The following is a 25,337-nucleotide window of genomic DNA, read 5'->3' as shown; positions in this document are numbered from 1 at the left end:
ATGAAACACGTGCTTTTTGCCTCTTTGCTTCTCGCCACCGGCACACCTACCCTCGCAACGTCCGTTGAATTGCTTCACTGGTGGACATCGAAAGGAGAGCAACTTGCACTACAAGAGTTAGAGAGCGCCTTAGAGAAACAAGGCTTTTCACTCGCAAGCACCCCTGTACGCGGAGGTGGCGGAGACACCGCAATGACGGTATTACAAGCCCGAGCTATTGCTGGTAATCCCCCAGAAATGGCACTGATTGAAGGCCCAGGCATTCAATCATGGGCGACATTAGGTTTTGTGACCGATTTGCATAAAGTCGCCACGAAACAACAATGGCAAGCTCGTTTCCCCGACATAGCCACTCGAATAAACACCTATAAAGGGCACTTTGTCGCAGCGCCGGTCAATATCCATCGCGTGAACTGGTTATGGGCAAACAAAACAGTGTTTGACCAACACAACCTTACGCCACCAACCACATGGTCCGAGTTCTTTCTTGTCGCAGACACTCTAAAACAGAAAGGCATCCCCGCGTTGTCCATCGGCAATGAGCACTGGCAACTAGCCGTATTGTTCGAGGTGCTCGCACTGGGTCTTTATGGCAGCGACTTCTATCGAGACCTACTGATTGATTTTGATGAGAGCTTGGTTTCCAGCCAGAAAACCGTTGATCTGTTCAAAACATTTCGGCAGTTAAAACCTTATATGACGGACCCTTCAGCCACGATTTCTTGGGACAGCGCTACCTTCAATGTCGCAGAAGGTAAAGCCGCAATGCAACTCCAAGGCGATTGGGTAAAAGGAGAGCTATCCGCATTAGGGTATGTGCCGAATACCGATTATTACTGTTTACCTGCTCCGGGCACTCACAACGCGTTTATCTACAATGTCGACAGCTTCGTGCTTTTCCGCCAAAGAACAGAAACTTCGGACCGAATGGCAAACCAACTGGCCGAAACCATTGTATCGGCAGAATTTCAATCGCGGTTCAACCAACGTAAAGGGTCGATTCCTATTCTGAATGACGTTGATATGTCGCCCTTTGACGTATGCGCAAAAGCCTCAAAGCAACAATTTGACCACGCACAAGCCAACGACTCACTGCTACCGAGCATGTCAGATTCCATGGCTGTTTCCCCACAACGCCAAGAAGCCATGCTTGAACTGATTAACCACTATTTCAACGATGATTCGTTCACCGAAGAAGAAGCCATTAGCCAACTAATGAAAATATCAGCGAGTGAGCACTTTGGAAGTTAATAAGGAAATTAGTACGGAAATTTGAATAGGTATTACTTACTCACCTATTGCCCGCTTTTTCCGGCGGGCAATAGGGTCAAACTACTCCTGTGCCACTATTTGTCCTCTAATTTCGCCGCTGCCCACCGCGGGGGTATGAACATTGACGTAGTGCCCACCTGTCTGAAATGCCTCTTGCTGGCTTAAATCCAACATCGTGCCTGTTGGTGTCATCCACACACTATCGTTATCGACACTTTGCTCAAGCCCAACGACAACACCGCCATTGGATCCAGAAACACCTTGATGAATATGAGCCGCCACAGCATCGTCTACACCATGAGTCAAAACGCTTAGTTCGACATACCCATTAGAATTATTCAGTAACGCATAGCCATCACCAAACGCATCGGTGGTCACCGGCGGCACTTCTTGTGAGCCGCTCATAGGAAAGGCATAAAGTGAATAATCTGATGAGAAGACTTGCCCGCGAATTTCGCCGCCTTGGTGCGCTGGCGTATGAAAATTGGTGTAGTACGCGCCAGAAAGCATGTTACTAAATGTCTCTTTGCTTAAAGAAGTATCTGTTGGCGCAGTCCAAACATTTGCGTCTTCAGCATCTTGGTTGAGTGCCACTAAAACGCCACCATTGTTACCCACACGACCCTCGTGAATATGGGCTGCCATCGCAGACTCAATACCTTGCGTATTGACTCGCATGTTCAATGTTTCTGCGTCGCTGTTATACGCTAGGTACCCTTCGCCATTTGCGTCGGTCATGACGGCAGGAACTTGTTGGCGCCCATTGACTTTAAAGGAAATAATCGTCGTGGTTTTCGGTACGATTTGAGCACGAATTTCACCCGATGGAACGGCGTCAGTATGCACGTTGATATACCAATCCCCCGCTAATAGTGCTTCGATTTGTGCGTAGTTCAGTTTGTCCTCACGCACTTCGAGATAACGACGCTCCCCGTGTTTCCATTTGTGCTTTTTAGGTGTTTCAAAGGTAAATTCAACGCCTCCTGTTTGCCCAATTCCACCGCTGTGAATATGCGCAAACTTAAAGCCTTCTATATCTTCGACAAACAATTTTGCACGCAGTTTTTTGCGATTTTCATCCAACTTAACCTTGGCTTTTGTTGTCAGTTCCGAGCCATTTAAAGGCACTGCCTCTGCACCACTAAGCGTTAATTTGTAGGTTTCTGTTGCCTCAAATCCACACGCTGACAGTAATAGCAACGCAATAACCACCACGAGTTTTTTCATCCACATATCCTCATTCGTCCATCTATAGAGGCCACCAGAGGCCCGATCATAAAAAAGACGAACCAATGAAAATAATGGATGCAGACATTGGTGGTATTTACTTGGCCATTGATAATTTACGCATTCATGCGTCATTCTTCGTAATATTGAGAGACAGATGACCGCATTACCATATGGGTCTGGTTACATATAGGGAGCCGAGATGTTGATTGATTTGATTGCCGTCAACGCGGTCACTTCACAACAGAATTTCACTATTGATACCACCAAAGGAGATACAATACATTCAATCCATGGCAGTTTACTTTAAGTGAAAAAAACCACGTGTCGTTTCGATTAAATTGTGAAAAATAAGCTATTCATCAATGAGTTAAACGGTTGAAAAAAGATCAACCCTGAAACCAAATAAAACAGCATCCATTCGCACTGAAAGCAACGTGAAATATAAATAGAGGAAACAACCCAAACAGTACAATAACAACAATAACAATCCTCACCAAAATTTAAATCAGAACATCCAAAAAATGAAACACCAAAAAATCCACACCAGCCTAATATCATAAATGCATAGTGACAAAATAGGTGCCTAGTGAAATTGATAATCATGCTTTTAATCGTATCGTCACTAATTTCAATTCAGTCTTGCACTGTAACGTTCCATCAGGAAGATGGAAAAAAAAGAATAATTGGCTTTGCAAACATAACGATAGACAACAACAAAACCGTTAATAAATCTTCACTTGAAAATATTGGTGTCACCTTATTCAACTCTCCTTTGATTGGAGGCGTTGGGTTAGGCTACACCAAAGAAACCATAATTTCGTTCAAAAATGATAGCTGTATCCTTATTGAAGAATAATAGTCAGAAGCTCATAAAGGTTCGATGGTGTACATATGAGAATACTATTTATAAGTGTGATCCCACTGTTACTTCTAACATCCTGCGCATCCCCCGATAGCGTCATGTTTTATACAAAAACTTCAATTAGTATATTAGAAGCTGATACGGCTCCAGCAGGTGTAAGTATAGGTTATGAACGCGATGAAGGTTTCATCGGGCCTCGTTATGAAAATGGTGCAGTTCCACCTGTTATTGCTTCAATAGAAACCAATGCCAACATTATAAACCCAAGTGTTAGTGAGCTCTACGCAACCGGTAAAGCAGCTATTGCAGCAACCACTGACAATTACACTTCGTCTAATGCCCCTCTGCTGACTGGTGAAAAAAAATTGATGTTTTTTGGCACTTCAACATCTCTCGGGCTTGCTGTTAACACACTAAATAATCTTCCTAGTAGCTTTGTATTTGGTTATAGAAGAAAAACACTAAGTTATATTCCACTAGGTAGTAAAAAAAATGAAAATGGCATCAGCGTTGACACCTACCCATCAGTATTCGCTTCAATTGAAACCAATATCAAGTCGTTCGATAAAAATGGTTCAATAAGCAAGGCAACACCGAAACTGAATAACAAGCAGTATATTGCCACAGGAAAATCCGCAGAGAACATTGCAAATGCGTTGAAAAATAAATTCATTGAACGAGCGAAAGTTACACTGAGCCAATCTGACTTAGCATCTTCACTGCTGGCTTGCTACATGGGCATTCCAGACAACCAAAAAATACGCGTATGGAAATCTGCGGATCAATTAGACCTATACAACGAAGAAAAAAACAAAAAAGGATCGGCAATTAAGATTCTTGAAGGTTTTCACGCAGATGGAGATATCGATAACGCCGATATGTTTTACGCCAGTTTAATCATCGTTAACTTAGAGTATGACAATCTAGATGAAAATGGCAATGTCACACATTCGGCAAAAAAAAGAACCAAAAACCTAGAGAAACATAAGGATGCTGTTTGTATTCTCTCAATGCCCCCCGAATGAGGAATCATTATGTTTATCAAAACAATAAGATGCATAGATCGCGATGTCGAAACAATCAAAATAGAAGAAAATAGCATGCTTGAAGTAATCAATTGCGAGCCACTAGGTAGAACAGATGAGTATGGTAATGAATTATGTAAATTAACGTACCAAGCAAAAGTTACCCCACCTTCATAAACATTCTTGATGAAATTATTCTAGTCAGCGTTGATATAGCTAGTGGTTGATTTTCCAACCACTAGCTATATCAAAGCAGCTCACGCTTCACTTAGTGAAACGAAGCATGCCTCTGTCTACGGTTGACGTGCCATTGCCCCACGTTCCTACTAACGTTTGCTCGTCCGAAGACACCAACATACCCTTTCCAGATTCGCTACCCATCTTCCAATCGAAATGAAGTTCAATACCGGTAACTGCTGTTGGCGTTGTTTTACTGCCCCAGACCTTCTGACCTCTCACCTTCTTGGTATTCATTGTGATGGTTCCTGTTATCGTGCCACTGTTCATTACAGGGCCAACGCCACCTTGTATCGTACCTTTGATTTTTCCGCCCGACGTGGCACCCAAATCGATAAACACCGTGTCATGCGAAACAGGGAAAAGTGTTAATGATGTGCCCGACCACGAACCTTTGAGCAAGTTGGACCATACTTGCCCACCGACACTTTTCTCGTAGAAATTAGGATTCGTCTCTTCGTTCCAATTGCTGTTGATGTAATTCGAAATGGCAAAGGACAACGAAGGATTAGCGACCAAGTCTTTGTAAAATTTCCCGCCAGTGCGATTGGCTTCCTGATCCGCATTGGAATATACCCCTGTGGTTTCTATCCCAAATCCCCCTCCTTCCGTGCGTTCACTCTCTTCTTCTGCTGCAGCGGTACTCTTTGTTGCTTCGGTCTGAAAATAGGTTAGTCCTTGCTGGAAGAAATGGCCCAACTTGTCACTGCCGATACAAATTCCATGTACTTTCATTGTCGGGTTTAATATAGGAAATAATGGATTGGCCCAGATCCCGTACCCCACTCCTTTGTACTTTGTGCTGCTTTGCGCGGGTAGCGAAATTTTCGATGACGGCAACGTATCCGCCCATACCTCTATCGCACTTCGCCCAACGGACTGATTCACTGCTAAGTCATTGGCGAGTCCTTTGACAACGATGCTTGCTTTGGGTGGTTTACCTGCTAACTTCCTCGCATTGGTCAGCGATGTATTTACCTTTTTATCGATGTCAGACTCACAGTCTTTTAGGCTGGCACAATTCCCTGCTGTATCCGTTTCTGCACGTTGAATGACACCGCTACCCGAGTTCGATTGCTGTTGAATCACATGGGTGAGTTCATGCGCAATCAGTCGTCGCCCCGCGTCTGTCTGTGGTCTATATTGTCCCGTCCCAAACACTACCTGACTGCCGACCGTATAAGCTCGCGCATGAATACTACGTGCGGATTTCGCCGCATCATTGTCTGTATGAATTCTTACCTGACTAAAGTCAGCACCAAACCTTGGTTCCATAAATGAACGAGTTTGATTGTCTAATAACTCCCCTGGTTTACGCAGAGTCTGGTGAACCGCCAAAGGCACAGAGGAAGTTTGCCTCGAAGACCTTTGCGGCATCGGCGGGCTACTAAGCACGGGCGTATTCTGTGCCTTTCTTTGCACGCCCAACTCCCTAGAACCGCTAGCGCTCTTGCACGCTGAACATACTCCACCGCATGAACACGCCCCCTGAATAGCAGACATTGGCATGCTCACTACCTGATCTGCGACCCGATCTGCTTCTTGCTCGAACACATCGTGGCTGCTACCCATCGTCAGTTTGGCTTGCAAAGGCATAGGTCTTGCTGTCACTGGCATTGGGCGAGCAATTGCTGGAAAACCAGTAAGTGGGCTTGATGCGCCATGGTGTAAGTCGCTGTTGATGCGACTGGGCTGAAAGCTAAACATAATCGCCTCTTTAATTTCATACAGCCTGATGAAAGCTTAACCAGCAAAAATAGACGCGCTGTCTTTATTTGGACACTCACCGCCAAGAACCGTTTTTCTGCCCGCCCATCGGCTAACAAACTTCAGTTAACAAATTGTGACAATGTCACTTGTTTTGTGATTTTTTCGAATTGCCCATTAATGCGTCAAGTACGAGGTTTCATTGCTGTTAGGCTCAAAGTGACATCAATTACCGCAAAGGATAAGCATGAAAAAATTGTTATTGGTCGCCACGATGGCGCTGTCAGCATTCGCGCACGCTGACCAGCTAGAAGACATTCAGGAAGCGGGCGTTATTCGCGTTGGCACTACGGGTGACTACAAGCCTTTTTCGTTTTTTGATGGCAATAGCTATTCCGGTTATGACATTGATGTGGCTCAGCATGTGGCCGACCAATTGGGCGTAAAACTCGAAATCGTTCCCACCACATGGAAAGGCCTTGTCAGCAATTTACAAGAAGACAAATATGACATTGCGATGGGTGGCATCACGCGCCGAATGTCTCGTCAGTTAGCTGCAGAGCAAACCCAAGGCTACATGGTGTTTGGTAAATGTTTCTTAGTGGCTGACGGCAAAGTTGAACAGTTTGATTCCTTGGAAGAAGTGAATAAACCCTCCGTTCGAGTGGGCGTAAACATTGGTGGGACCAACGAAAAGTTTGCCGAAGCGCACCTTCCCAATGCGACCTTCACTAAATTCGAAAACAACCTAGATGTTCCCAAAGCCGTTGCGGCTGGCGACATAGATGTCATGGTGACTGAAACACCTGAAGGCGTGTTCTATGACGTGACCGATACGCGTCTCGATGCTTCTCGATGTGATGACCCGTTCACACGCAGCCAGTTTGGATATCTGATCCCAAAAGGCGAACAGCGCATGTTGAACACGGTTAATTTCATTCTCGATGAGATGGTACTTAAAGGCGTTCAAGACGACCTGATGGCAAAGAATCAACTTAAATAAATCAGCGTAAACATCTGTCTATCTTGAAACTCTCGCGATCCTGAACACACACTTAGAAATACAGACAACAGCGTTAAAACAGATAAGAGGTCGATATGCTTCGTTTCTTCACCATCGAATCTGGTGTGATCACTGAAATTCATGCTTATGACTTTTCTGACATGAACCAATTGATCGCGAAAGCTGCTTGGATAGACGCCCATGATCCCAGCGAACATGAACGTGAAGTGATTAGTTCGCTGCTAAAAATTGAGCTGCCTGAAGCTGACGATGTAGATGAGATCGAATCGTCAGCTCGTTTCTTTGTCGACCGACGTGGATTGCATGTTCACTCTTTGTTTTTGGCAAAAAGTGAGGGCAAACACAACACCGTTTCTGTCGCCTGTATTTTGCAAAGTCAGCGCCTCATCACGATGCGTGATGGGGATATCGCTGATTTTCGCCTAATGAGGCTTCGCGCCCGACGCGGTCAGATACGATGCAAGGATATCGAAACCTTACTACTCACCATATTGGAGCAAAAAGTCGAAAACCACGCTGATATGTTGGAAGATTTACACCGTGAGTTGGAAAAGATAAGCCACGCGGTATTGGAAGACGATGACTCCGACCTAGAAGAGTGCATTAGCCAACTGGCAAGACAAGAAGACAGTAACGGTAAAGTTCGCCTTTGTTTAATGGACACACAGCGAGCAATTTCATTCTTGCTGAGACACTTGCAATCACGCAGTGAGCACCGTGAAGACTTAAACGAAATCGTGCGTGATATCGATGCGCTGCTTTCTCACACCACCTTTCTGTTCGACAAAATCAACTTCCTGATGGACTCCACCCAAGGCTTCATCAACATTGAACAAAACCAGATCATCAAGATTTTCTCCATTGCTGCTGTGGTTTTCCTCCCTCCGACGGTTATCGCCAGTATCTACGGCATGAACTTCGAACATATGCCCTTACTCTCCTGGCACTACGGCTACCCCTTTGCCCTCGGGCTGATGGTTGCGTCAGGTTTCGCTCCACTGTTTTATTTCAAGAAGAAGGGATGGTTGTGAAGGTCAGGTGAAAGCCTTCACTCCTTCGCCGTTAAATCGATTGGCAGTTGAAGCCATTGAGTGTCAAACCAATAAACCCAACCCTACGTTTGCCATCGCAACATGATATTGACCACCGATAACACAAAAGCTCAAACTAACGTCATTTAGATTGCATTTGAGCTTTTGTGTACACTAATGCTTAGCAGTCACCGATATGCTGGCTATCCCATCGAAAAGGAGAGCCACCATGAAAAAGACATTGTTGATCCCATTGATTGCCGCCATCTCATTTGGCAGCCACGCGCTAACATTAACCAGCAATGACATCCAAGAAGGAACGCGAATGGCCGATACGTTCGCCTTTCAAGGATTTGGCTGCACAGGAGATAACGTGTCTCCACAGCTACAGTGGAAAGATGCGCCACAAGGAACCAAGAGTTTTGCGATCACCGCCTATGATCCTGATGCTCCAACTGGAAGCGGATGGTGGCACTGGGTTGCATTGGATATTCCAGCTTCACAGAACAGTGTTGATCGTGGCGCATCAGGCAAACTTGATGGCATGCGTGAAATGAATAACGATTATGGCGTTGCAGGGTTCGGTGGCGCTTGCCCACCTAAAGGTCACGGTATGCATCGTTATCAATTTACGGTATGGGCACTGCCAACCGAAAAACTTGAGCTACCAAGCAACCCGTCGAATGCACTGATTGGCTACATGCTTAACGCCTCTGCATTAGACAGCGCCAAACTCACAGCGACTTACGTGAGTGAGTAACAATATAGCGAACGGAAAGGAAGAGTAAATGACGAAAACACTGGTGCAAGCGGGGCAATTTCGCGGAGCAAAATCTCAACCGCTCCGCAATGTGTTGATCTACGCGCCGACCATTATTTGGGTCAATCAGGGACATAAAAAGCTCTGGTGGCACGATGAACCTCGTCATTACACACAAGAGGATTGGTTGGTAGTTCCAGCCAATCATCACCTCACCTTTGTCAACGAGCCTTCCCACGTTGCGTTTTACTCGCGCACGCTGACGTTTCTGGTGCCACCACCCGCTGAGTGGCTGGAAGAATCACGTCAAAAAAAGCCAGATCATGAACCACGTTTATCAGTCACACCACCGCTTGCTTACTGCTTTGAGTTGCTTTTTGGTATGAAAGATAAAGAACTCTCCATAGAGACTCAACAACAGTTCCTTCTGGGATTTTATGCGGAATTAAAGCAGCTTGGTTCGCTTCACCTGTTGTTTCCTGGCAAAGCCGGATCAATAAGGGAGCGATTAGCAAGCTACCTCAGCCTAAACCCAGGTGAACCACATAACGTGGAAAGTGTTGCATCGCACTTTTCTATGAGCCCTGCAACGTTAAAACGTAAGCTCGCTGCTGAAACAACCTCATTCAGACAAATCCTGACGCAGATCAGAATGGGCTATGCCCTTTCACTGATGCAAAAATCTGGCAACCAACTCAACGTCGCGCTGACCTGTGGTTATCAATCGGAAGTGCGTTTTGCTCATCGTTTCAAGGATACCTTTGGCCTAACACCCAAAGAGTACGTGCAAACACTATGCACCCAAGTGACCTAAAGATGCACCCTTTCTTCATTTCTTGAAATTACTCTGTGTATTCGCTTTGGATAATCATTAACACCCCGCAACCTTCGCTCCACCCATTGCATCGTTAAAACCACATTCGTTAACACATAAAACAAACCTGCAAACTTTCACATATCACCAGAAAGACACTATTTATCAGAACAAGATCTCAATTCATTTCTTACGGTCAGCGAAATAAACCGCATCTGTGACCTTATAAACAATATGGTTAATTGCGCTTTTACTCTCTTCATGAACAAGAGCCATATCACGAAATAGCCCTCAATAAACACGTACATTCAACCTGTATAGACAACTTAATAGATGTATAAGCAAGGTGATATGTATGCTCTCGACGCTGCTTTCTGAACAACGAATTTCCATTATTGATTCCGCATCAGATTGGAAAAATGCCATCGACTTGGTCTGCGCGCCATTGATTGAATCTGGCGACATCAAAACGGATTACAAGGATGCGATCGTTAAGACTACATTGGATCTTGGCCCCTACTATGTCCTCGCGCCAATGATAGCCATGCCACATGCACGTCCTGAAGAGGGTGTCATTAACAACTCTCTTTCATTGCTTATCGTCCGCAACGGTGTCGAATTCCACAGCGAAGATAACGACCCAGTAAAACTGCTTCTTTTGTTGGCAGCCAAAGACAGCAACCAACACATCGAATTGATCACTTCTATCTCTGAGTTTTTCTGTAACGACGAGGATGTCCTCGCGGTTATCAATGCTCAGAACACACAAGAAATCATTGAAATAATTAAAAAATATTGAGGGTAACACTATGCGTATTATGGCCGTTTGTAGCACAGGTCTTGGTTCTTCTTTCATGATCGAAATGAAAGTAAAAGAAATCATGCGTGATTTGGGTATCGATGCAGAAGTTGAGCACACGGATTTGGGCTCAGTGACACCGGACATGGCTGACGTGTTCATTTGTACCAAGGATTTGGCAGACAGTATTCATGCAGGCGATGTTATTTCTATTCCTAACATCACCGACAAAGTCGCAATGAAAGAAAAGATTGAAGCTTACTTAAACCGTAATTAGAGGGTATGGCTATGCTTGACTTCATCACTGATATTCTTAGTACTCCAGCGATTCTGATTGGCTTAGTTGCCCTATTAGGTTTGGCAATTCAGAAGAAATCGAGTTCCGACGTTATTAAAGGCTCAATTAAAACCATCCTAGGTTTTATTGTTATTGGCGGTGGCGCGGGCATCCTTGTTTCTGCTGTGACACCTATGGGTGTGCTTATGGAAGAAGGCTTCAGCCTACGCGGAGTCATACCCAATAACGAAGCTATCTACGCCACTGCAATGGCAGATTTTGGTGCTTCGACGTCGATGATTATGGCGTTTGGTATGGTGGCAAATATCTTCTTTGCTCGCTTCAGTAAGTTTAAGTACATCTTTTTGACCGGTCACCACACGCTTTACATGGCTTGTATGATTGCGATCATTTTGAGTGTGGCTGGATTTAGCGGTGCAATGCTGGTATTCCTCGGCTCAGTGACATTGGGTCTTATCATGGTACTTTTCCCTGCCATGGCACAACCCTTCATGCGTAAGATAACAGGCAGTGATGACGTCGCATTTGGCCACTTCTCAACCGTAGGCTACGTGGCTTCTGGTCTGGTTGGTCAGTTAGTCGGCAAAGGTTCTAAAAGCACCGAAGAAATGAATTTGCCGAAGAACCTTGTGTTCCTGCGCGACTCTTCAATCTCAATCTCTCTGACCATGGGCATCATCTACTTGATCCTTGTGTTAGCGGCAGGCTCTGAGTTTGTCATGGAGAACTTAAGCAACGGTCAAAACCCAATCGTTTACGCGATATTGACAGCAATCGGCTTTGCCGCTGGCGTGTTCGTTATTCTTCAAGGTGTACGCTTGGTTCTTGCTGAAATCGTACCCGCATTTAATGGTATTTCTCAGAAATTGGTACCTAACGCCAAACCTGCTCTGGATTGCCCAATCGTATTCCCTTACGCGCAGAACGCCGTTCTGATCGGCTTCTTGTGCAGCTTCTTGGGTGGTTTGGTGAGTATGGGCATCTTGGGCGTGATGGAATTAACCTTGATTCTGCCTGGCGTAGTTCCTCACTTCTTCACTGGCGCAACAGCAGGCGTTTTTGGTAACGCAACAGGTGGTCGTCGCGGTGCGGCAGTTGGCGCTTTCGTTAACGGTGTTGTCATTACTTTCCTAACACTTTGGCTGCTACCTGTATTGGGTGACCTTGGTTTTGCCAATACAACGTTCTCTGACTCTGACTTTGCTATCACAGGTATCTTCCTTGGCTACCTAGCAATGATCGGCAAAGAAGCGGTAGTACTGGGCATTGCACTGGTGGCGGGTCTTGTACTAAGCACGAACTTCTTAGGCAAGAAAACACCTGAAACTGCAGAAAACAATTAACTCCCAAGCGGGCTGAGTACCAGCCCGCTAACCCTATTCCCCCGAGGTAACTATGCAACCTTCACTTGATCTACGCCAGATTGAGTCATTCAATCTGTCTATCAAAAAAGAAATGGCGACAGCACTTTTAAACATGGGTTACGGACACTTTGGTGGTTGTCTGTCTGTCACTGAAACCCTTGCTTGTCTTTACGGTCGCTATCTAAAGCACGACCCAGCAAACCCTCAGATGAAAGACCGCGATCTGTTTGTCCTTTCAAAAGGTCATGCCGGCCCAGCACTTTACGCAACATTGGCATTGCGCGGTTTCTTTGACCTTTCTTGGTTAAAAACCATCAATGCCAACGGCACAAATCTGCCAAGCCACGCTGACATGCAAAAAACGCCCGGCGTAGACATGACAACTGGCTCGCTCGGTCAAGGCATTTCATGCGCAACTGGCATGGCGGCAGGTTCAGATTCCAACGTATTTACCATTGTTGGTGATGGTGAGCTTCAAGAAGGCCAATGCTGGGAAGCCATTCAATTTGCAGCCCACCACAAACTCAGCAATCTGGTGGTTTTCGTTGATAACAACAAACGCCAATTAGACGGCGACATCAATGACATTCAGGCGTCATTTGATCTTCAGAAGAAATTCGAATCTTTCGGCTTCCAATCACTGTCTGTCGACGGCGGGGACGTTGAAGCCATTTGCCACGTTATCGAAAAAGCCATCGCAACGAATGACCGCCCTACCGCCATTATTCTTGATACAGAGAAAGGCCAAGGCATGCAGAGCGTTGTTTCCATTTCTGCAAACCATCACCTGCGCCTTGATGAAAAACTGCGCGCTGCGATTGAAGCAGACATTGCCCTGCTGGATGCAAAGATTGAGGAACTAAAATGAGTAAAGAACTTCGAGTAATCCATGCAGAAATGCTGATGGAACTGGCTGAACAACATGATGATGTTATGGTTTTGGAAGCCGATTTGATGGGCAGTGTCAGCACCCGAAAATTCGCTGACGCTTTTCCGAAAAGCTTCCTGCATTGTGGTATCGCTGAGGCCAACATGATCGGTGTAGCTTCTGGGTTATCAGCCGTTGGTAAAGTGCCGTTTGTGCACTCTTTTGGCTGCTTTGCAACGCGTCGTTGCTATGATCAGATTTTCCTCGCTGGCGGCTATGCTGGCCAACACATTAACATCTTCGGCAGTGATGCTGGCGTGACAGCAGTAACCAATGGCGGTACTCATATGCCATTTGAAGATACGGGCTTAATGCGCCTAGTCCCGAACGCCACTGTGGTGGATGTATCGGATGAGCACGTTCTGCGTGCAGCGATGCGCCATGCTTATCACCGTAAAGGCGTGAACTACATTCGCTCGACGCGCAAAGAAGTTCCTGCACTTTATGAATCTGAGCACGACATTGAAATCGGTAAAGGTAACGTTTTAAACGATGGCGAAACGCTAACAATTATTGCATCAGGCATTTGTGTTCATGATGCTCTGGAAGCGGCAGAAATCATCGAGAACAATACGGACGCCACCGTTGCTGTGATCGATATGCATACCATTAAACCTCTGGATACAGAACTCGTCGTGAAGTACGCGCAAAAAACAGGGCGAGTGATCACCATTGAGAACCACAATATTATCGGTGGCTTGGGTGATGCTGTAGCAAGCGAATTACTCTCTTCTGGTGTTGCGCTTAAGCAATTCCATAAGTTGGGTGTGAATGAACAGTATGGTCAGGTTGGTTCTTTAGACTACCTCAAAGATGCCTATGGGATCAGCGCTGAACGTATTGCCGATTTCTGCTTCTCTGTATTAGCTGACAAGTAACGACTCCGTTACCAAAATCGGTCATTCACGGTAAAACAAGCGTATTTGTTTTCACCGCGCAATAACATACACTGCTAACTGGTATCTTCATGTAGATACCAGTTTTTTTATCTGCACGACATTGCCTAAACGCGGGCCATTTCAATCATCGAACAAGATAATTATAAGAACACTATGACCATCAAAGTGACAGGGAAGCAACAGGAAGTTATCGACTTTATTGAACAAAAAATATCGTCAGCTAACCTGAAGTCAGGAGACAAACTGGATACTGAAGCAGGCATTGCCAAGCACATCGGTATTACACGTTCAACAGTTCGTGAGGCTACACGCTACTTGGTTGAACAAGGCGTCATTTATCGCGTTAAAGGTTCTGGACTTTATGTTGGCTCCGGTCTGCCGGTGCAAAGCGGCAATTTTCACGAACTTTCCCCTTTCGATCATCAGGCACAACAGGCTGGCCAAAGTGCGGTCAGGCGTGTGGTTTCTAGCGCAATAATTCAAGTCCCTACCGTACAAATCGCTCATGCGCTGCGTATTAAACCCAATGAACAGGTCTACTATGTCGAGCGATTGATGAGCTTTGGCAATATGCCTGTCTCTTTTGAACAGACCCACATCCCCGTTGCCATCTGCCATGGCTTCGAGTTCAATCAAATAGAGCAATCAAAATACGGCTACATGGAACGACTGACAGGCAAGAAAGTGCAAATGCGGGAACAAGATATCTCGGCGTTTAACCTTCATGATACGGAACTGGCAGAGATGCTAGGCGTGGACACCGGACAAGCAATGATAGAGCTTAGGGAGTTAGTTTCATTTGAGGATGGAACCCCATTTGAATATACCGTTGCGACAATTAATAGTGATTTATTCAATATCCATCAGGTAACCAAGCGCTAATCTTGTACTTCTGGACGTGAGCTACCCGCATATAGCCCAAAGCGGATAAATGCAAAAAAGCCGCTGTATCTTTGGCAAGAACAGCGGCCTTTTCTCATTTGGTGGAGCCAGATCGTGATTTAGAGGGATTTACTGTTCGCTTCGCTCGGCTGAAGACTAGGCGTCCCCCCACCTAGGGTTCTGCACCCCTATCTTTTTCGAGGCTTAAATATGCAAAAAGGCCGCTGAATCATCAGCGGCCTTTTCTAATTTGGCGGAGAGATAGGGATTTGAACCCTAGGTGGGCTATAAACCCACGCCGGTTTTCAAGACCGGTGCTTTAAACCACTCAGCCATCTCTCCGTTGTTGCGGCGAATATTAGCGGCGACATGGATTCCTGTAAACCCTTTTTTCGCACACATCGTTCGTTCGATGATTTTGTCGGCGATCTGACTATTATAGCCACAATGACACACAACTCTGGGGGTGAGTCTTCGGTTGCAGCCGTGTTTACTTATCTGAACTCAATGTCGGTTAGGCGACCAAACTGTGGGAATATCCTCGCCAACCCTTTCTTTTCGCCGCCCATCCTGTTAGAAGTGACAATATAGACATTTCCAGTATAGATTTTCGCGCAAATGATCCACTATAAACGGAAAATTAGCGCTTTAATTATATGTACCCAAACATGTAATGCTTAAATTAGGATAACAATGCAACTTAATGACTTTCTGCTAAAACTCGCCAACACACCTGAGCTTATCGAATTCGAAGAGACAATGAGTGTGGTTGACGGACTATACGACTTTTTCCCTAGCCAGTTTGTCAATGGAAGCCTGACGAACAAAGCAGGCCAAAATTCGGGATCGTGCAAGATTATGGCGTTTGGCAAGCTACACGGGCTTGATGAACGATCTGTTCTTGCATGTTTTGGTCGATATTACCGAGAGGACGTACTTGGTCATCCAAATGGGAGTGACCACCAAAATATTCGCAATTTCATTACGTCTGGTTGGAAAGGAGTCTCTTTCGAGCGTGTGCCATTGACTCCTAAATTTTCTGTCGCTTAAGTGTTTTCAATAGCTTGAGAATCAGTATATTCAACACAGGCTCCTATCCTTTAGTGAGCATGTGTTGAATAATAAAATCTGCCGCTGTTTATCCGTCTTGGTTAATTTTCACAATTAGCTCGTCTTGCACACGCGCTGCATGCTCATTTGGAACCTGACACGTTCCAGCATTTTCATGACCGCCACCATTATATTGCAGCATCAACTCACCAATGTTTGTCGTCGACGAACGATCAAAAATCGACTTACCGCAAGCAAACACTGTGTTTTGTTTCTTCAAGCCCCAAAGCACGTGGATTGAGATGTTGCACTGGGGAAAGACCGCATAGATCTCAAAACGATTTCCAGCCCATATCGGATCTTCGTGTCTTAAATCAAGCAATACAAGATTGCCACACACTGAAGCACAACGTCTTAGTTGTTCTTGAAACTTTTCACGGTGAGCAAAGTAAACATCGGCACGCTCTATTACGTCTGGTAACGCCATGATCTCTGTTATGGATTTATCGCGACAATGCTCTATCAAATCCATCATCAACTCATAGTTTGAGATACGAAATTCTCTAAAGCGTCCCAAACCCGTTCGAGCGTCCATAATGAAGTTAAGCAGTCCCCATTCTTTGGGGTAGAGCACTTCATCCTTGGTGTATTGTGCGGAGTCTCCCTTGTCCACCTCTTCCATCATTTCGTCCCAGTCGCTAGGAAAGGTGTTTTCACCGCCAAAGTGTTTCCATACGACTCTTGCCGCTGACGGCGCATCTGGGTCAATAATGTAGTTAGCATTGAGGTCCTGATTGCGGATCAACTCTGAGGCATGATGGTCGATGCAAAGGTGAGCCTTCGCGTTATAGGGCAGGTTTGTGGTGATGTCATATTCGTTGATATCGATTACGCCATCTTGCATGTCTTTTGGGTGTACAAATTTGATTTCATCAATTAAATCAATGTGCTTAAGTAGCACTGCACACACTAACCCGTCAAAGTCACTTCGGGTGATAAGACGGTATCGTCTTTCTGACATAGCATTGCTCCATCTCAAGAGTTTGGGGTAACCCCTTTTGGCTAAATAGCTTAATACGTATATTCATACACTCTCTTAAGAATAAGACGAATACCCAATTGTGCAACTTGAACACGAGATGCCCGTCACGCAGATAACTGGAGAAAAAGAAAAAAGCCGCAATGCGGCTTCTATTTAGGAAGGTAATTTTCTGCGATCATACACCTGACACTACCTCCCCCAATGGTCTCTATCGTAGACACATCTATTGGTACGAGTTTCCCATGTCGACGTAACACACTTTTCTGTTCAAGCGTAAATGCGTTGTAGGCCGACAACGACATAGCGATAAGTCGCTCACCTTTCTCGTTTTTTAACTGCAATACGTTCCCACAAAAATACCCCATTTGCTCTTCAGTAATTGAGATTACATCTTTGGTTTTCTGAAGTGATGTTAGTACGCGGCGACGCTCAAACTCTTCGATGATTTCATCACAGATCACCGCAAAGCCTTCACCAACAGCCATCATGACGTTGGTGTGATAGACCGGTGATCCTGATGACATCTTGGTATCAAAGTAGATGACCTCTCGAAATCCGGCTAAATCGACATATTCCTGAAGCAGTTGTCGATCACATCGAACAGACAAGGCGGCATAGACGGTTGAGTTGCTGTGATCCATGATCATCACGCCTGTACTCTCTAAATACGCTTGGGGTGATGTGAGATTTCCGATCTCATGAAACGTTGGAGTTTTAAACCCTGATGATTTCAACGCTTCTGATAGTGCATGTGAGCGCACCTCTCGACGTCTATTTTCACATGCCATGGGAAACAGATAAATATCGCCACTTGGGGAAGTAGAAAACCAGTTGTTAGGGAAAACGGCGTCAGGTGTTTCCGCTTTACTCTTGGCGTAGTCCATTACCGTCACTGTCACCCCATGGCTTCTTAGCAGTTCAACCATTTGATTAAACTCTGCCAATGCTTTTTCTCTTACCTGACTATCAGAAAGAGACAGTGATGTTTGAAATTCATTATCGGCACTGGTTTCTGTATTGAACTTAAAATCAATCGGCGGCACCATCACAACGGCATTCGTTGTATGTACAGCTTGGCAATGAGAGTGGATCGACTCTCTTGGAAAGGGTGCGACCATAAAAACACCTCAACATCTTATTAACATTATTGTAATGAGGTTTATTTTAGTCATTGGATTGAAGAAAAGTTGCCTAAATGAGACAGTCATTTAAGCCATGATGCTAGAAATTAACTATCAAAATAGAGAATCAAAGAAAATATACCTATGAAGCACATTCTGAGCCCGTCACTTTCTCTTAACGTGTTGATGTTAAGACAAGGTGATGAGATCAGGATTTATGCCAGCACTTCGTTTGTATTCGGCAATGACGATTTCACTTCGAGTTTGAATGACACCAGGCAGCTGAACAATACGATTGGACATAAATTGCTGATATGCCTTTATGTTCTTAACGCGCACTTTAACCATGGCATCAAAGTCTCCAGACAAGGAGTAACATTCTTCGATTTCTGGAATCAGCAATGCTGATTTAGCAAATTTATCAAAGATTGAAAGATTACTTTGATCGAGGCGCATATGAATAAACACAATCACGTCTAAGCCGAGTTTATCTGCCGAAATATCCGCGTGATAGCCTGCAATGTATCCTTCCCTTTCGAGGCGCTTCACCCGCTCTGAACACGGCGTTGTAGTGAGGTTAACGCGCTTAGCCAGCTCAACAACAGGCAAACGACCATTGGATTGGAGAATGCGGAGAATTTCGATGTCTGTGCGATCGAGGGTGGAGGTAATACTTTTCATGAATAACCTAATTTACAGTGATATCTACTACGTCATTAATAGTTAGAAGTCATTATCGTTATTAAAACGACCATACAATATATTTGAACAATAAAAAAGCCAGCATATCAATGCTGGCTTTGTACTTAGTAAGCTTCAGTAATCAATATGTTGGAAGCTGGGATAGTACCTTATGATACTGCTCTTCAAATGTATCATAGGAACCATTCAAATAGGCTTGAAGCTGAAGATAGCTCATGTCCCACAGTAGCTTCTCTTCTGACGTTGCTGCGGCATACGCTGCAGGATACGCAGAAATCGCATCTGAAATATGCTGGGCATTTCCGAACCATACATCCGCGATAATTTGATAAGTATAATTTACCGCGGTTTGTATCGGATAAGCAGTGCCTCCGGCAAACGAAATCGTCCCGTTGTTATTGTCTAGCACAGCAAATCCTTGCTCAATTGCAGTGCCAAGGTAAACGTTAATCACGTTATTTGCTAAGTCATTCGTGAACGGCATCTCTGTCAAGGAGTCAGGTATGAAAGCAATAATACTGTTGACGAAAGGTCCGTCATTGTATGGAGCTCCATTGCTCTCAACCATTACCCATTGACTCGATGGTAAGCTCAGTACCTTTCCGTATGCTCGTGTTCTATCTTCAAACACTTTCGAAATAAGAGCCCTCTCTGTCGCATCGAGTATCGCTTTCGTATTTTGACCTGACTTATCGACTAGGGTTGAAGCATACTTTTGTGCAAGTGTGTTCGTTCCTGTGGCTTCAAACACCCTTCCGCCAACATTAAATTCTAAAACGCCATTTGCCAGATCATTTTGACCACCACTGTACTTGATAAAGCTATCGCGCTGAACTCTCGCTCGCTCCGCTAACTCGAAGTCATCGGTATGAACTGAGCGCGCTGCTCTTGCAAGTATCAACTCAGCAAACGTTTGGCGTTTATCAAAGTCCAAACCAAGATAGTTTGATTGAGCACGGTTCATTGGAGCCAAAGATTCAAGTAATTCGGTAACGTGTAGATTCACACTAACGTTGTAATCTTTGGTCACATCGACACCTTGTTCGTTCACCAAGGTAATGGTTCTCGCTAAAGGTGCCCCTGTCAAAATATGTTCGATGACGTTATCAAACTCAGGCTTCACACCAGGCCAGTCGATCAAAGCGGAATGATTTCCATCATCCGTCCAACGGAGAGTTTCTCTTCGCATGAGCATGTCAGCAGCAATCACTTTATCCGGCCACATACCAAGCACTGAAACAGCATCGGAGTATGGTACGTCAGGATTGACACTTCTTGTTGAATTCAGAAACTTACCATCGCGGGTTTCAGCAACGACCTTAGCCACTGAGCCATATGTCCCTGTAAATAGCGATTTAATCTCTTCGTCAAAACAAGATGCAAAACCAACTTGGTAATTTGCTGGTACTAAATGAGACAAACGGTTAAATGTTTGTTCCAATGAAACCATAAATCTACTGGCGTCTGGAGAGTCACCTAACTGAACAAGACACTGATGCTCAGGTGTAGCCAACACATCGAGGAAAAATGACGCTGCGCGCTCTACTGGCAACCCGTAGTCGCAGTACCAAGCTGTATCTGCTGAATAACCTTCCGAGTCAACACACGCTGATGTGGTTAATCGCGCCAAATGATCCAACGGCTTATCTGTTGCCTGGTTCTCTCCGTAAGCTTCAAACAAATCATCGATCATTTCTGCTTCCTCAATGAACTCTCTGACTTCATTGAATTCGCGATGACGTCTTAAGGCATAGCTTGAGTAATCATTCTTGAACAGCACTCCTTCTCTATAGACCGCGGCGTTTCGACGATCAAAGCTATCAAGGTAGGATTGCCAGTAATAATCGATAATCTCAGGTCTATTAGTACCTTCATCGAAGCGGTTACAGTCGCTGTTACCCGATACGTTGCCATCAGTACAGAATGAATAAGGCTTACGGCTGGTTTCAAACCCAAATGAGCTATCATTGCTAGAGCCTAAATCTCTGATATATCTAAGTACTCCATAACGTCCCTCACCAGAGCGAGCAAAGTAGTCTTTGTTGACTTGCGCATCAACTGCTGAAACGTCACAGGTGTATGTTACTTCAGCATCAGGGTTTTCAGAATTAGATGCACTGTTTTCGAAGCAATTGAGCAGACCTTGATGAATAAAGTCTCCATTCTCATCTCGTTCGCTGAATGTTGCTGTCGAAATGACATCTACTTTGCGACCATAACCAAATTTGAATGCAGCGAGATCATATAACCCCCACGTTGGCGTTTCATCCAACATGCTCGGGGCATAGTCCATCGTAGAACTGTATGCAGGACGTACGTTTAGCTTGAGCTTGTCCACCTGATCATCAGTGAAAAAGTTCGCTTTATCGTTTGACGCTTTGAAATTGTGTCTTAGGCCTAAATTGTGACCAATTTCATGAACAAAGGTATTTGAGTAAGTGGTGACCGTGATTGCATCAGATACATCCTGAAGCACATCTTCAGGGAGTTCGTGCCAATATCTAAGTGTTCTTGTTAATTCAACGCCCTTGTCATCTAAAACGATATTAAAAAAGCGATCATCACTCAGTGGCAATCTTTCAATTTCGGATTTCGTTGTAGCTGAAGACCATGAAGCTTCTAGCGGATACAAATTATTTTCCGCCCAAAATGCCATTCTTTGCTGTTCAGCTTTGGCTAAATCTTCAAATGCCATATCACTAAGCAATTCAGTCGGTCTCGACGGTCCACTCTCATGCGTTGGTATCTGATAGTAATTTTCAGATAGCGCTGGTGCGTCAACATCCTCAACTAAACGCTGCACGTTTGCCATAGCAACACGCATCGTTTGAGATGCTGCTTTCTCTCTAACTTCACTCGAATTATGATCATGAGTGACATCTGTCAGAGCCTTAGACAATTCGCCTCGATTATATACACGAGCCATGTTGTCCCAATAAACTTTCACACCAGTGCGGGCAACACCAGAATATTGGTTAACATGCGCCTTAACAATCTCGCCAGTGAGCGGGTGCGCTACTGATGGTCCGTAACCCAGAAGGCCATTAGCAAGTGGCTCATCGACAAGGTTAATAACGTTATAACGTAGGTCGCCTGGATGAACACCTTTTGGAGCTACTGGGTTGGCAATTCGAATTGATGGAACGCCCGTTTTGTCTAAAGACAACGTCTCGTTCATTTTCACGACAGTTTCAATTGTCGCATCGAGGAAAATTTTATTTTCTGGTTCAAAAAAGTTATCCGACAGATAGTAATCGATCGTAGGTAAAGCCGGATTAAATCTATTGAGATAAACGACATCTCGGTAGTAATTATTCGTTACCGGATCAATCACTTTCGTCGCCGATGTGAAAAAGCCTAACTCATTCTCATCGTTAACAGGGTAGAGAACTGGTTCGTACCCTTTTGACTTAACGATATCCTCGTGAACAAGCGAGTAGAAAAAGCGCGATTTGAAACCACCATCTCGGAAAATGTCATCTGTGCCTGCTTTGGTACTAAAGTTGATGTGCCCAGACAATGCATCAAGATCAACGGTAAATGTGCGCTCAAGTTCAAAATTGATCACCCCGTTCTCTGGGTCAAATTCCCAGTGGATCAACTCTGGCGTACCCACTTCAGTCAGACCATCTTTGATGCCAAACAGTTCGACGTAGTTAATATCTATTGTTTCAGCATCAACAAACTCAGGAGTAAAGTGAGTACTGTTTTTGACACTAAAGTCACCATCGGTAATTTCTTCTTCTGTATTTGTACAATCACCGTAAGCGTCTTCTTTACAACGATAAGCTGCAAATTCACCTGGGATTTTCAATACCGCTGGAAAGTTAGTGTTGTCATCATTGACATTTTGTCCTGCTACATTGCAGAAACCACTTTCGTCCTTTATCAATGAACGATCTGGATAGTTCTTATCATATTCACGCAACTCCAACCCTGTTTCGGAAAAACAAAGCTCGACTAGCTTAGGTATACCCTGAAGAAATGGGAATTGACTAAGGGCAAAACGTGGTGCTGCGCCAGTCGTGGGCACATATAGCCAACGGCCTTCTTTGATGTTAGAAACCGCTATCTCTTTATCCGAGCGAGAATCTAGCGTTTGATATTCTTGGTTATCTGCTCCACAGCCCGCCAAAATAGCAGCAATGGACGCAGACAATATTAGTCTGTTTAGTTTCATACCAAAGTCCTTTTTAGAATGAGAATGTGAGAGAAGCGGTATAAGTGGCTTCTTTTTCATCGAAGAGGTCGATATTCCCGAGAGTGCCTCGCTCAGCATCGTAATAAACACCAGAGTTTGATGCTGACAATGCCGCTGACAAGTTTTCTGTCAGAGGGTAGCTTGCTTTTATTTCTCCTACATAAGTCCAATCACGACGACTACCTTGATAAGTCCAAGACGTGCCGCCTATTACTGTGCCTTCAAAATAGGCATCACCTAAACCATAACCAACATTGCCGACAACAGAAACGATATGTTCTGTCAGCACTTTTCCATTCACTGTTGTTTTATATTCATGGAAGTTTTTTCTGTATCTTGGGGACAAATAGAAATCAATTCCGAGTGCATTCGCTGTCACTGATGTGGCGAGTCTTACACCGCTTTGAAGATCATTTTTCCTTGAAAATTCTGATGTAGGAAGTGTCAGTTGTATTTGTGCGCCGACCTTACCAGTTTCACCAAACTCAACCAGTGAAGAGCGCGAAAGTCCGAGTGCTGTATCTGTAAAGAAATCACCAGTTTCATCTTCATAAGCTCGATAGCCACCACTCGTTAAGTAGGCAAGATAAAGCTCTGAAATTTTGTAAGTTCCCTTAGCGCTCCAGTTCAGTGATCTTATCGAGCGATAATCATCTTTATCAAAGCCATTCTGGCTATAGTAAGCAACCGCGTTGCCGCCCCAAGCCGACTCTTCAAGGTTTTCTGCCAACACGGTGAGCGGAAATGTCGAAGCGAGTGCCAAACCACAAAGACCCGATAATCTGCATTTTTTCATTAATACCATCCTTGAAATTGCTTCTGAATTAACTTCAGATTTCGCTCATCCCTGAGCAAGCTTTTCAAACTGTTCGCCTTATGAACAATCATAGAAAAACAAATTTTGAAGCAATGCACGCATGCGTACTATCTAACAAGTACGCGCTTTATTGATTAGGATCATTAAGATGGAATTATTATTAGGACGTACATCTCAAATTAAACAAAAAATATAATTATTATATTTCTAAACATTAACAGGAGAAACAAATATAAACATTCTAGAAAAGACGGGGTGCAATTTTGGTTTATGCTTACATGCTCTAGAATTGACAGTCACGATAGTTGAATATTTATTCCAACCAACACTGGTTGAATATTGGCCAGGTGGGCATGGTTAGATGGCACACAACATACAATTAAGCCATTGCCGAGTAGATAACTGTATATAATAAAGACAATATTCGGGAAGTAATTAATTTATTAAAAATGAATTTATAATCTATATAGCTTTAACATAATGCTGAAATAATACATTTTCGCTTTATAAATTTACTGAAAAATAACCCGTCATAGCCAGAGAGCCATATATAACGATCAATAGCCAAAACCTACTTTGATCGATAAATCCTTTCCTACGACCTTCGGGTTATGAGCCCGACGAGCTACCAGACAGCTCCATCCCGCGTCCGATTAACCGTTCAAAGCACGATATAGGCTTGCTCTCCGTGAGAGCTTCGTTTTTCATGACAAAAGAAGAATTTAGAAAGAAACATCGGGTTCGAACCGATGAGCTCAATCTTGGCAAGCTTGCGCTCTACCCGCTAAACTAGTGTCGCAGTATCAATCCTTTTTCAACGTTGAATTAAATGTCGTTGCGGGAGTCGGATTTGTTCAGCCAAACCCTTTGCAATGACTTTAGGGTTGTGACTGAAAATGCTGGAAACGAAAAAAGCCTGACTTTACAGTCAGGCTTTTCGTAAATAGTTGCGGAAGTGGATTTTAACGGGCAAACCCTTTGCAACGGCCTGATGGTTATAACAAGAAATCGTTATAACCACCGAGCTTAAATTTGGTTGCGGGAGCCGGATTTGAACCAACGACCTTCGGGTTATGAGCCCGACGAGCTACCAGACTGCTCCATCCCGCGTCCGATTAACCGTTCAAAGCACGATGTAGGCTTGCTCTCCGTGAGAGCTTCATCTTTCATCACAAAAGAAGAATTTGGAGCGACACATCGGGTTCGAACCGATGACCTCAACCTTGGCAAGGTTGCGCTCTACCAGCTGAGCTAGTGTCGCAATATCAACCG

General features: G+C 44.5%; 20 protein-coding genes and 3 tRNA genes. 13 read left to right on the top strand and 10 right to left on the bottom strand.

Annotated features, from left to right (window positions below; genetic code table 11):
- A complete protein-coding gene (locus L4D06_RS09215) occupies nucleotides 1–1,251 on the top strand; it encodes an ABC transporter substrate-binding protein (protein ID WP_429738993.1) in 1,251 nt (416 codons plus the stop codon).
- Between the two features lie 81 nt (nucleotides 1,252–1,332).
- Here the strand turns inward: L4D06_RS09215 and L4D06_RS09210 are convergent, their stop codons facing one another.
- Complete coding sequence (locus L4D06_RS09210; protein ID WP_429738992.1) at nucleotides 1,333–2,499, bottom strand: CHRD domain-containing protein; 1,167 nt, start codon at nucleotides 2,497–2,499, stop codon at nucleotides 1,333–1,335.
- A gap of 963 nt (nucleotides 2,500–3,462) precedes the next feature.
- Between L4D06_RS09210 and L4D06_RS09205 the strand changes: the two genes are divergently transcribed.
- On the top strand, nucleotides 3,463–4,389 hold the full coding sequence (locus tag L4D06_RS09205) for a hypothetical protein (RefSeq protein ID WP_429738991.1): 927 nt from the start codon (nucleotides 3,463–3,465) through the stop codon (nucleotides 4,387–4,389).
- 264 nt (nucleotides 4,390–4,653) lie between these two features.
- On the opposite strand, the gene L4D06_RS09200 is transcribed toward L4D06_RS09205, so the two are convergent.
- Nucleotides 4,654–6,333, bottom strand: a complete 1,680-nt coding sequence (locus tag L4D06_RS09200) for an eCIS core domain-containing protein (RefSeq protein ID WP_429738989.1) — start codon at nucleotides 6,331–6,333, stop codon at nucleotides 4,654–4,656.
- A gap of 247 nt (nucleotides 6,334–6,580) precedes the next feature.
- On the opposite strand from L4D06_RS09200, the gene L4D06_RS09195 reads away from it, so the two are divergent.
- The 10 genes from L4D06_RS09195 to L4D06_RS09150 all read left to right on the top strand — a co-directional run bounded on the left by L4D06_RS09195 (nucleotide 6,581) and on the right by L4D06_RS09150 (nucleotide 15,132).
- Nucleotides 6,581–7,336 (top strand): transporter substrate-binding domain-containing protein, encoded by a 756-nt coding sequence (locus tag L4D06_RS09195; protein WP_429738987.1) that lies wholly within the window; start codon nucleotides 6,581–6,583, stop codon nucleotides 7,334–7,336.
- Nucleotides 7,337–7,431: 95 nt separating this feature from the next.
- Nucleotides 7,432–8,388: a magnesium/cobalt transporter CorA gene (gene corA, locus L4D06_RS09190; protein WP_274166315.1), complete on the top strand. Its 957-nt coding sequence runs from the start codon at nucleotides 7,432–7,434 to the stop codon at nucleotides 8,386–8,388.
- Between the two features lie 229 nt (nucleotides 8,389–8,617).
- Nucleotides 8,618–9,148 (top strand): YbhB/YbcL family Raf kinase inhibitor-like protein, encoded by a 531-nt coding sequence (locus tag L4D06_RS09185; protein WP_429738985.1) that lies wholly within the window; start codon nucleotides 8,618–8,620, stop codon nucleotides 9,146–9,148.
- A gap of 28 nt (nucleotides 9,149–9,176) precedes the next feature.
- The gene (locus L4D06_RS09180; RefSeq protein ID WP_429738984.1) at nucleotides 9,177–9,962 is read left to right on the top strand and encodes a helix-turn-helix transcriptional regulator; all 786 of its coding nucleotides are present in this window, start codon (nucleotides 9,177–9,179) and stop codon (nucleotides 9,960–9,962) included.
- Nucleotides 9,963–10,317: 355 nt separating this feature from the next.
- Nucleotides 10,318–10,761: a PTS sugar transporter subunit IIA gene (locus L4D06_RS09175; RefSeq protein ID WP_429738982.1), complete on the top strand. Its 444-nt coding sequence runs from the start codon at nucleotides 10,318–10,320 to the stop codon at nucleotides 10,759–10,761.
- 10 nt (nucleotides 10,762–10,771) lie between these two features.
- Entirely contained in the window at nucleotides 10,772–11,038 is a 267-nt protein-coding gene (locus tag L4D06_RS09170) for a PTS sugar transporter subunit IIB (protein ID WP_028023199.1), read from the top strand.
- A gap of 11 nt (nucleotides 11,039–11,049) precedes the next feature.
- Entirely contained in the window at nucleotides 11,050–12,402 is a 1,353-nt protein-coding gene (ulaA, locus tag L4D06_RS09165; RefSeq protein ID WP_420791244.1) for a PTS ascorbate transporter subunit IIC, read from the top strand.
- Nucleotides 12,403–12,454: 52 nt separating this feature from the next.
- Nucleotides 12,455–13,291, top strand: coding sequence for a transketolase (locus L4D06_RS09160; RefSeq protein ID WP_429738979.1), 837 nt, complete (start codon nucleotides 12,455–12,457; stop codon nucleotides 13,289–13,291).
- On the top strand, nucleotides 13,288–14,229 hold the full coding sequence (locus tag L4D06_RS09155; RefSeq protein ID WP_274166322.1) for a transketolase family protein: 942 nt from the start codon (nucleotides 13,288–13,290) through the stop codon (nucleotides 14,227–14,229). The genes L4D06_RS09160 and L4D06_RS09155 overlap by 4 nt, the downstream gene beginning before the upstream one ends.
- Before the next feature lie 174 nt (nucleotides 14,230–14,403).
- Nucleotides 14,404–15,132, top strand: a complete 729-nt coding sequence (locus L4D06_RS09150) for a GntR family transcriptional regulator (protein WP_274166323.1) — start codon at nucleotides 14,404–14,406, stop codon at nucleotides 15,130–15,132.
- Nucleotides 15,133–15,383: 251 nt separating this feature from the next.
- Here the strand turns inward: L4D06_RS09150 and L4D06_RS09145 are convergent.
- Nucleotides 15,384–15,474, bottom strand: a tRNA-Ser gene (locus L4D06_RS09145).
- A 351-nt stretch (nucleotides 15,475–15,825) separates the two neighbouring features.
- On the opposite strand from L4D06_RS09145, the gene L4D06_RS09140 reads away from it, so the two are divergent.
- The gene (locus tag L4D06_RS09140) at nucleotides 15,826–16,182 is read left to right on the top strand and encodes a HopJ type III effector protein (RefSeq protein WP_274166332.1); all 357 of its coding nucleotides are present in this window, start codon (nucleotides 15,826–15,828) and stop codon (nucleotides 16,180–16,182) included.
- 88 nt (nucleotides 16,183–16,270) lie between these two features.
- Here L4D06_RS09140 and L4D06_RS09135 read toward each other — a convergent pair whose 3' ends face one another.
- The 7 genes from L4D06_RS09135 to L4D06_RS09105 form a co-directional block, all read right to left on the bottom strand.
- Nucleotides 16,271–17,203: an exopolyphosphatase gene (locus tag L4D06_RS09135; RefSeq protein ID WP_274166333.1), complete on the bottom strand. Its 933-nt coding sequence runs from the start codon at nucleotides 17,201–17,203 to the stop codon at nucleotides 16,271–16,273.
- Nucleotides 17,204–17,373: 170 nt separating this feature from the next.
- Nucleotides 17,374–18,342: an arginine deiminase-related protein gene (locus L4D06_RS09130; protein ID WP_274166334.1), complete on the bottom strand. Its 969-nt coding sequence runs from the start codon at nucleotides 18,340–18,342 to the stop codon at nucleotides 17,374–17,376.
- A gap of 192 nt (nucleotides 18,343–18,534) precedes the next feature.
- The gene (locus L4D06_RS09125) at nucleotides 18,535–19,026 is read right to left on the bottom strand and encodes an Lrp/AsnC family transcriptional regulator (RefSeq protein WP_429738977.1); all 492 of its coding nucleotides are present in this window, start codon (nucleotides 19,024–19,026) and stop codon (nucleotides 18,535–18,537) included.
- A gap of 142 nt (nucleotides 19,027–19,168) precedes the next feature.
- On the bottom strand, nucleotides 19,169–23,227 hold the full coding sequence (locus L4D06_RS09120) for a zinc-dependent metalloprotease (protein WP_429738974.1): 4,059 nt from the start codon (nucleotides 23,225–23,227) through the stop codon (nucleotides 19,169–19,171).
- 13 nt (nucleotides 23,228–23,240) lie between these two features.
- A complete protein-coding gene (locus L4D06_RS09115) occupies nucleotides 23,241–24,044 on the bottom strand; it encodes a hypothetical protein (protein WP_429738972.1) in 804 nt (267 codons plus the stop codon).
- A gap of 1,054 nt (nucleotides 24,045–25,098) precedes the next feature.
- Nucleotides 25,099–25,175, bottom strand: a tRNA-Met gene (locus L4D06_RS09110).
- 75 nt (nucleotides 25,176–25,250) lie between these two features.
- Nucleotides 25,251–25,326 (bottom strand) — tRNA-Gly (locus tag L4D06_RS09105).
- Nucleotides 25,327–25,337: the final 11 nt, after the last annotated feature.

The organism is Enterovibrio makurazakiensis, assembly GCF_050336585.1.
Lineage (GTDB): Bacteria > Pseudomonadota > Gammaproteobacteria > Enterobacterales > Vibrionaceae > Enterovibrio > Enterovibrio gelatinilyticus.
The sequence above is the reverse complement of the archived record's forward strand: the minus strand, read 5'-3'. Positions and strand labels throughout refer to the sequence as shown.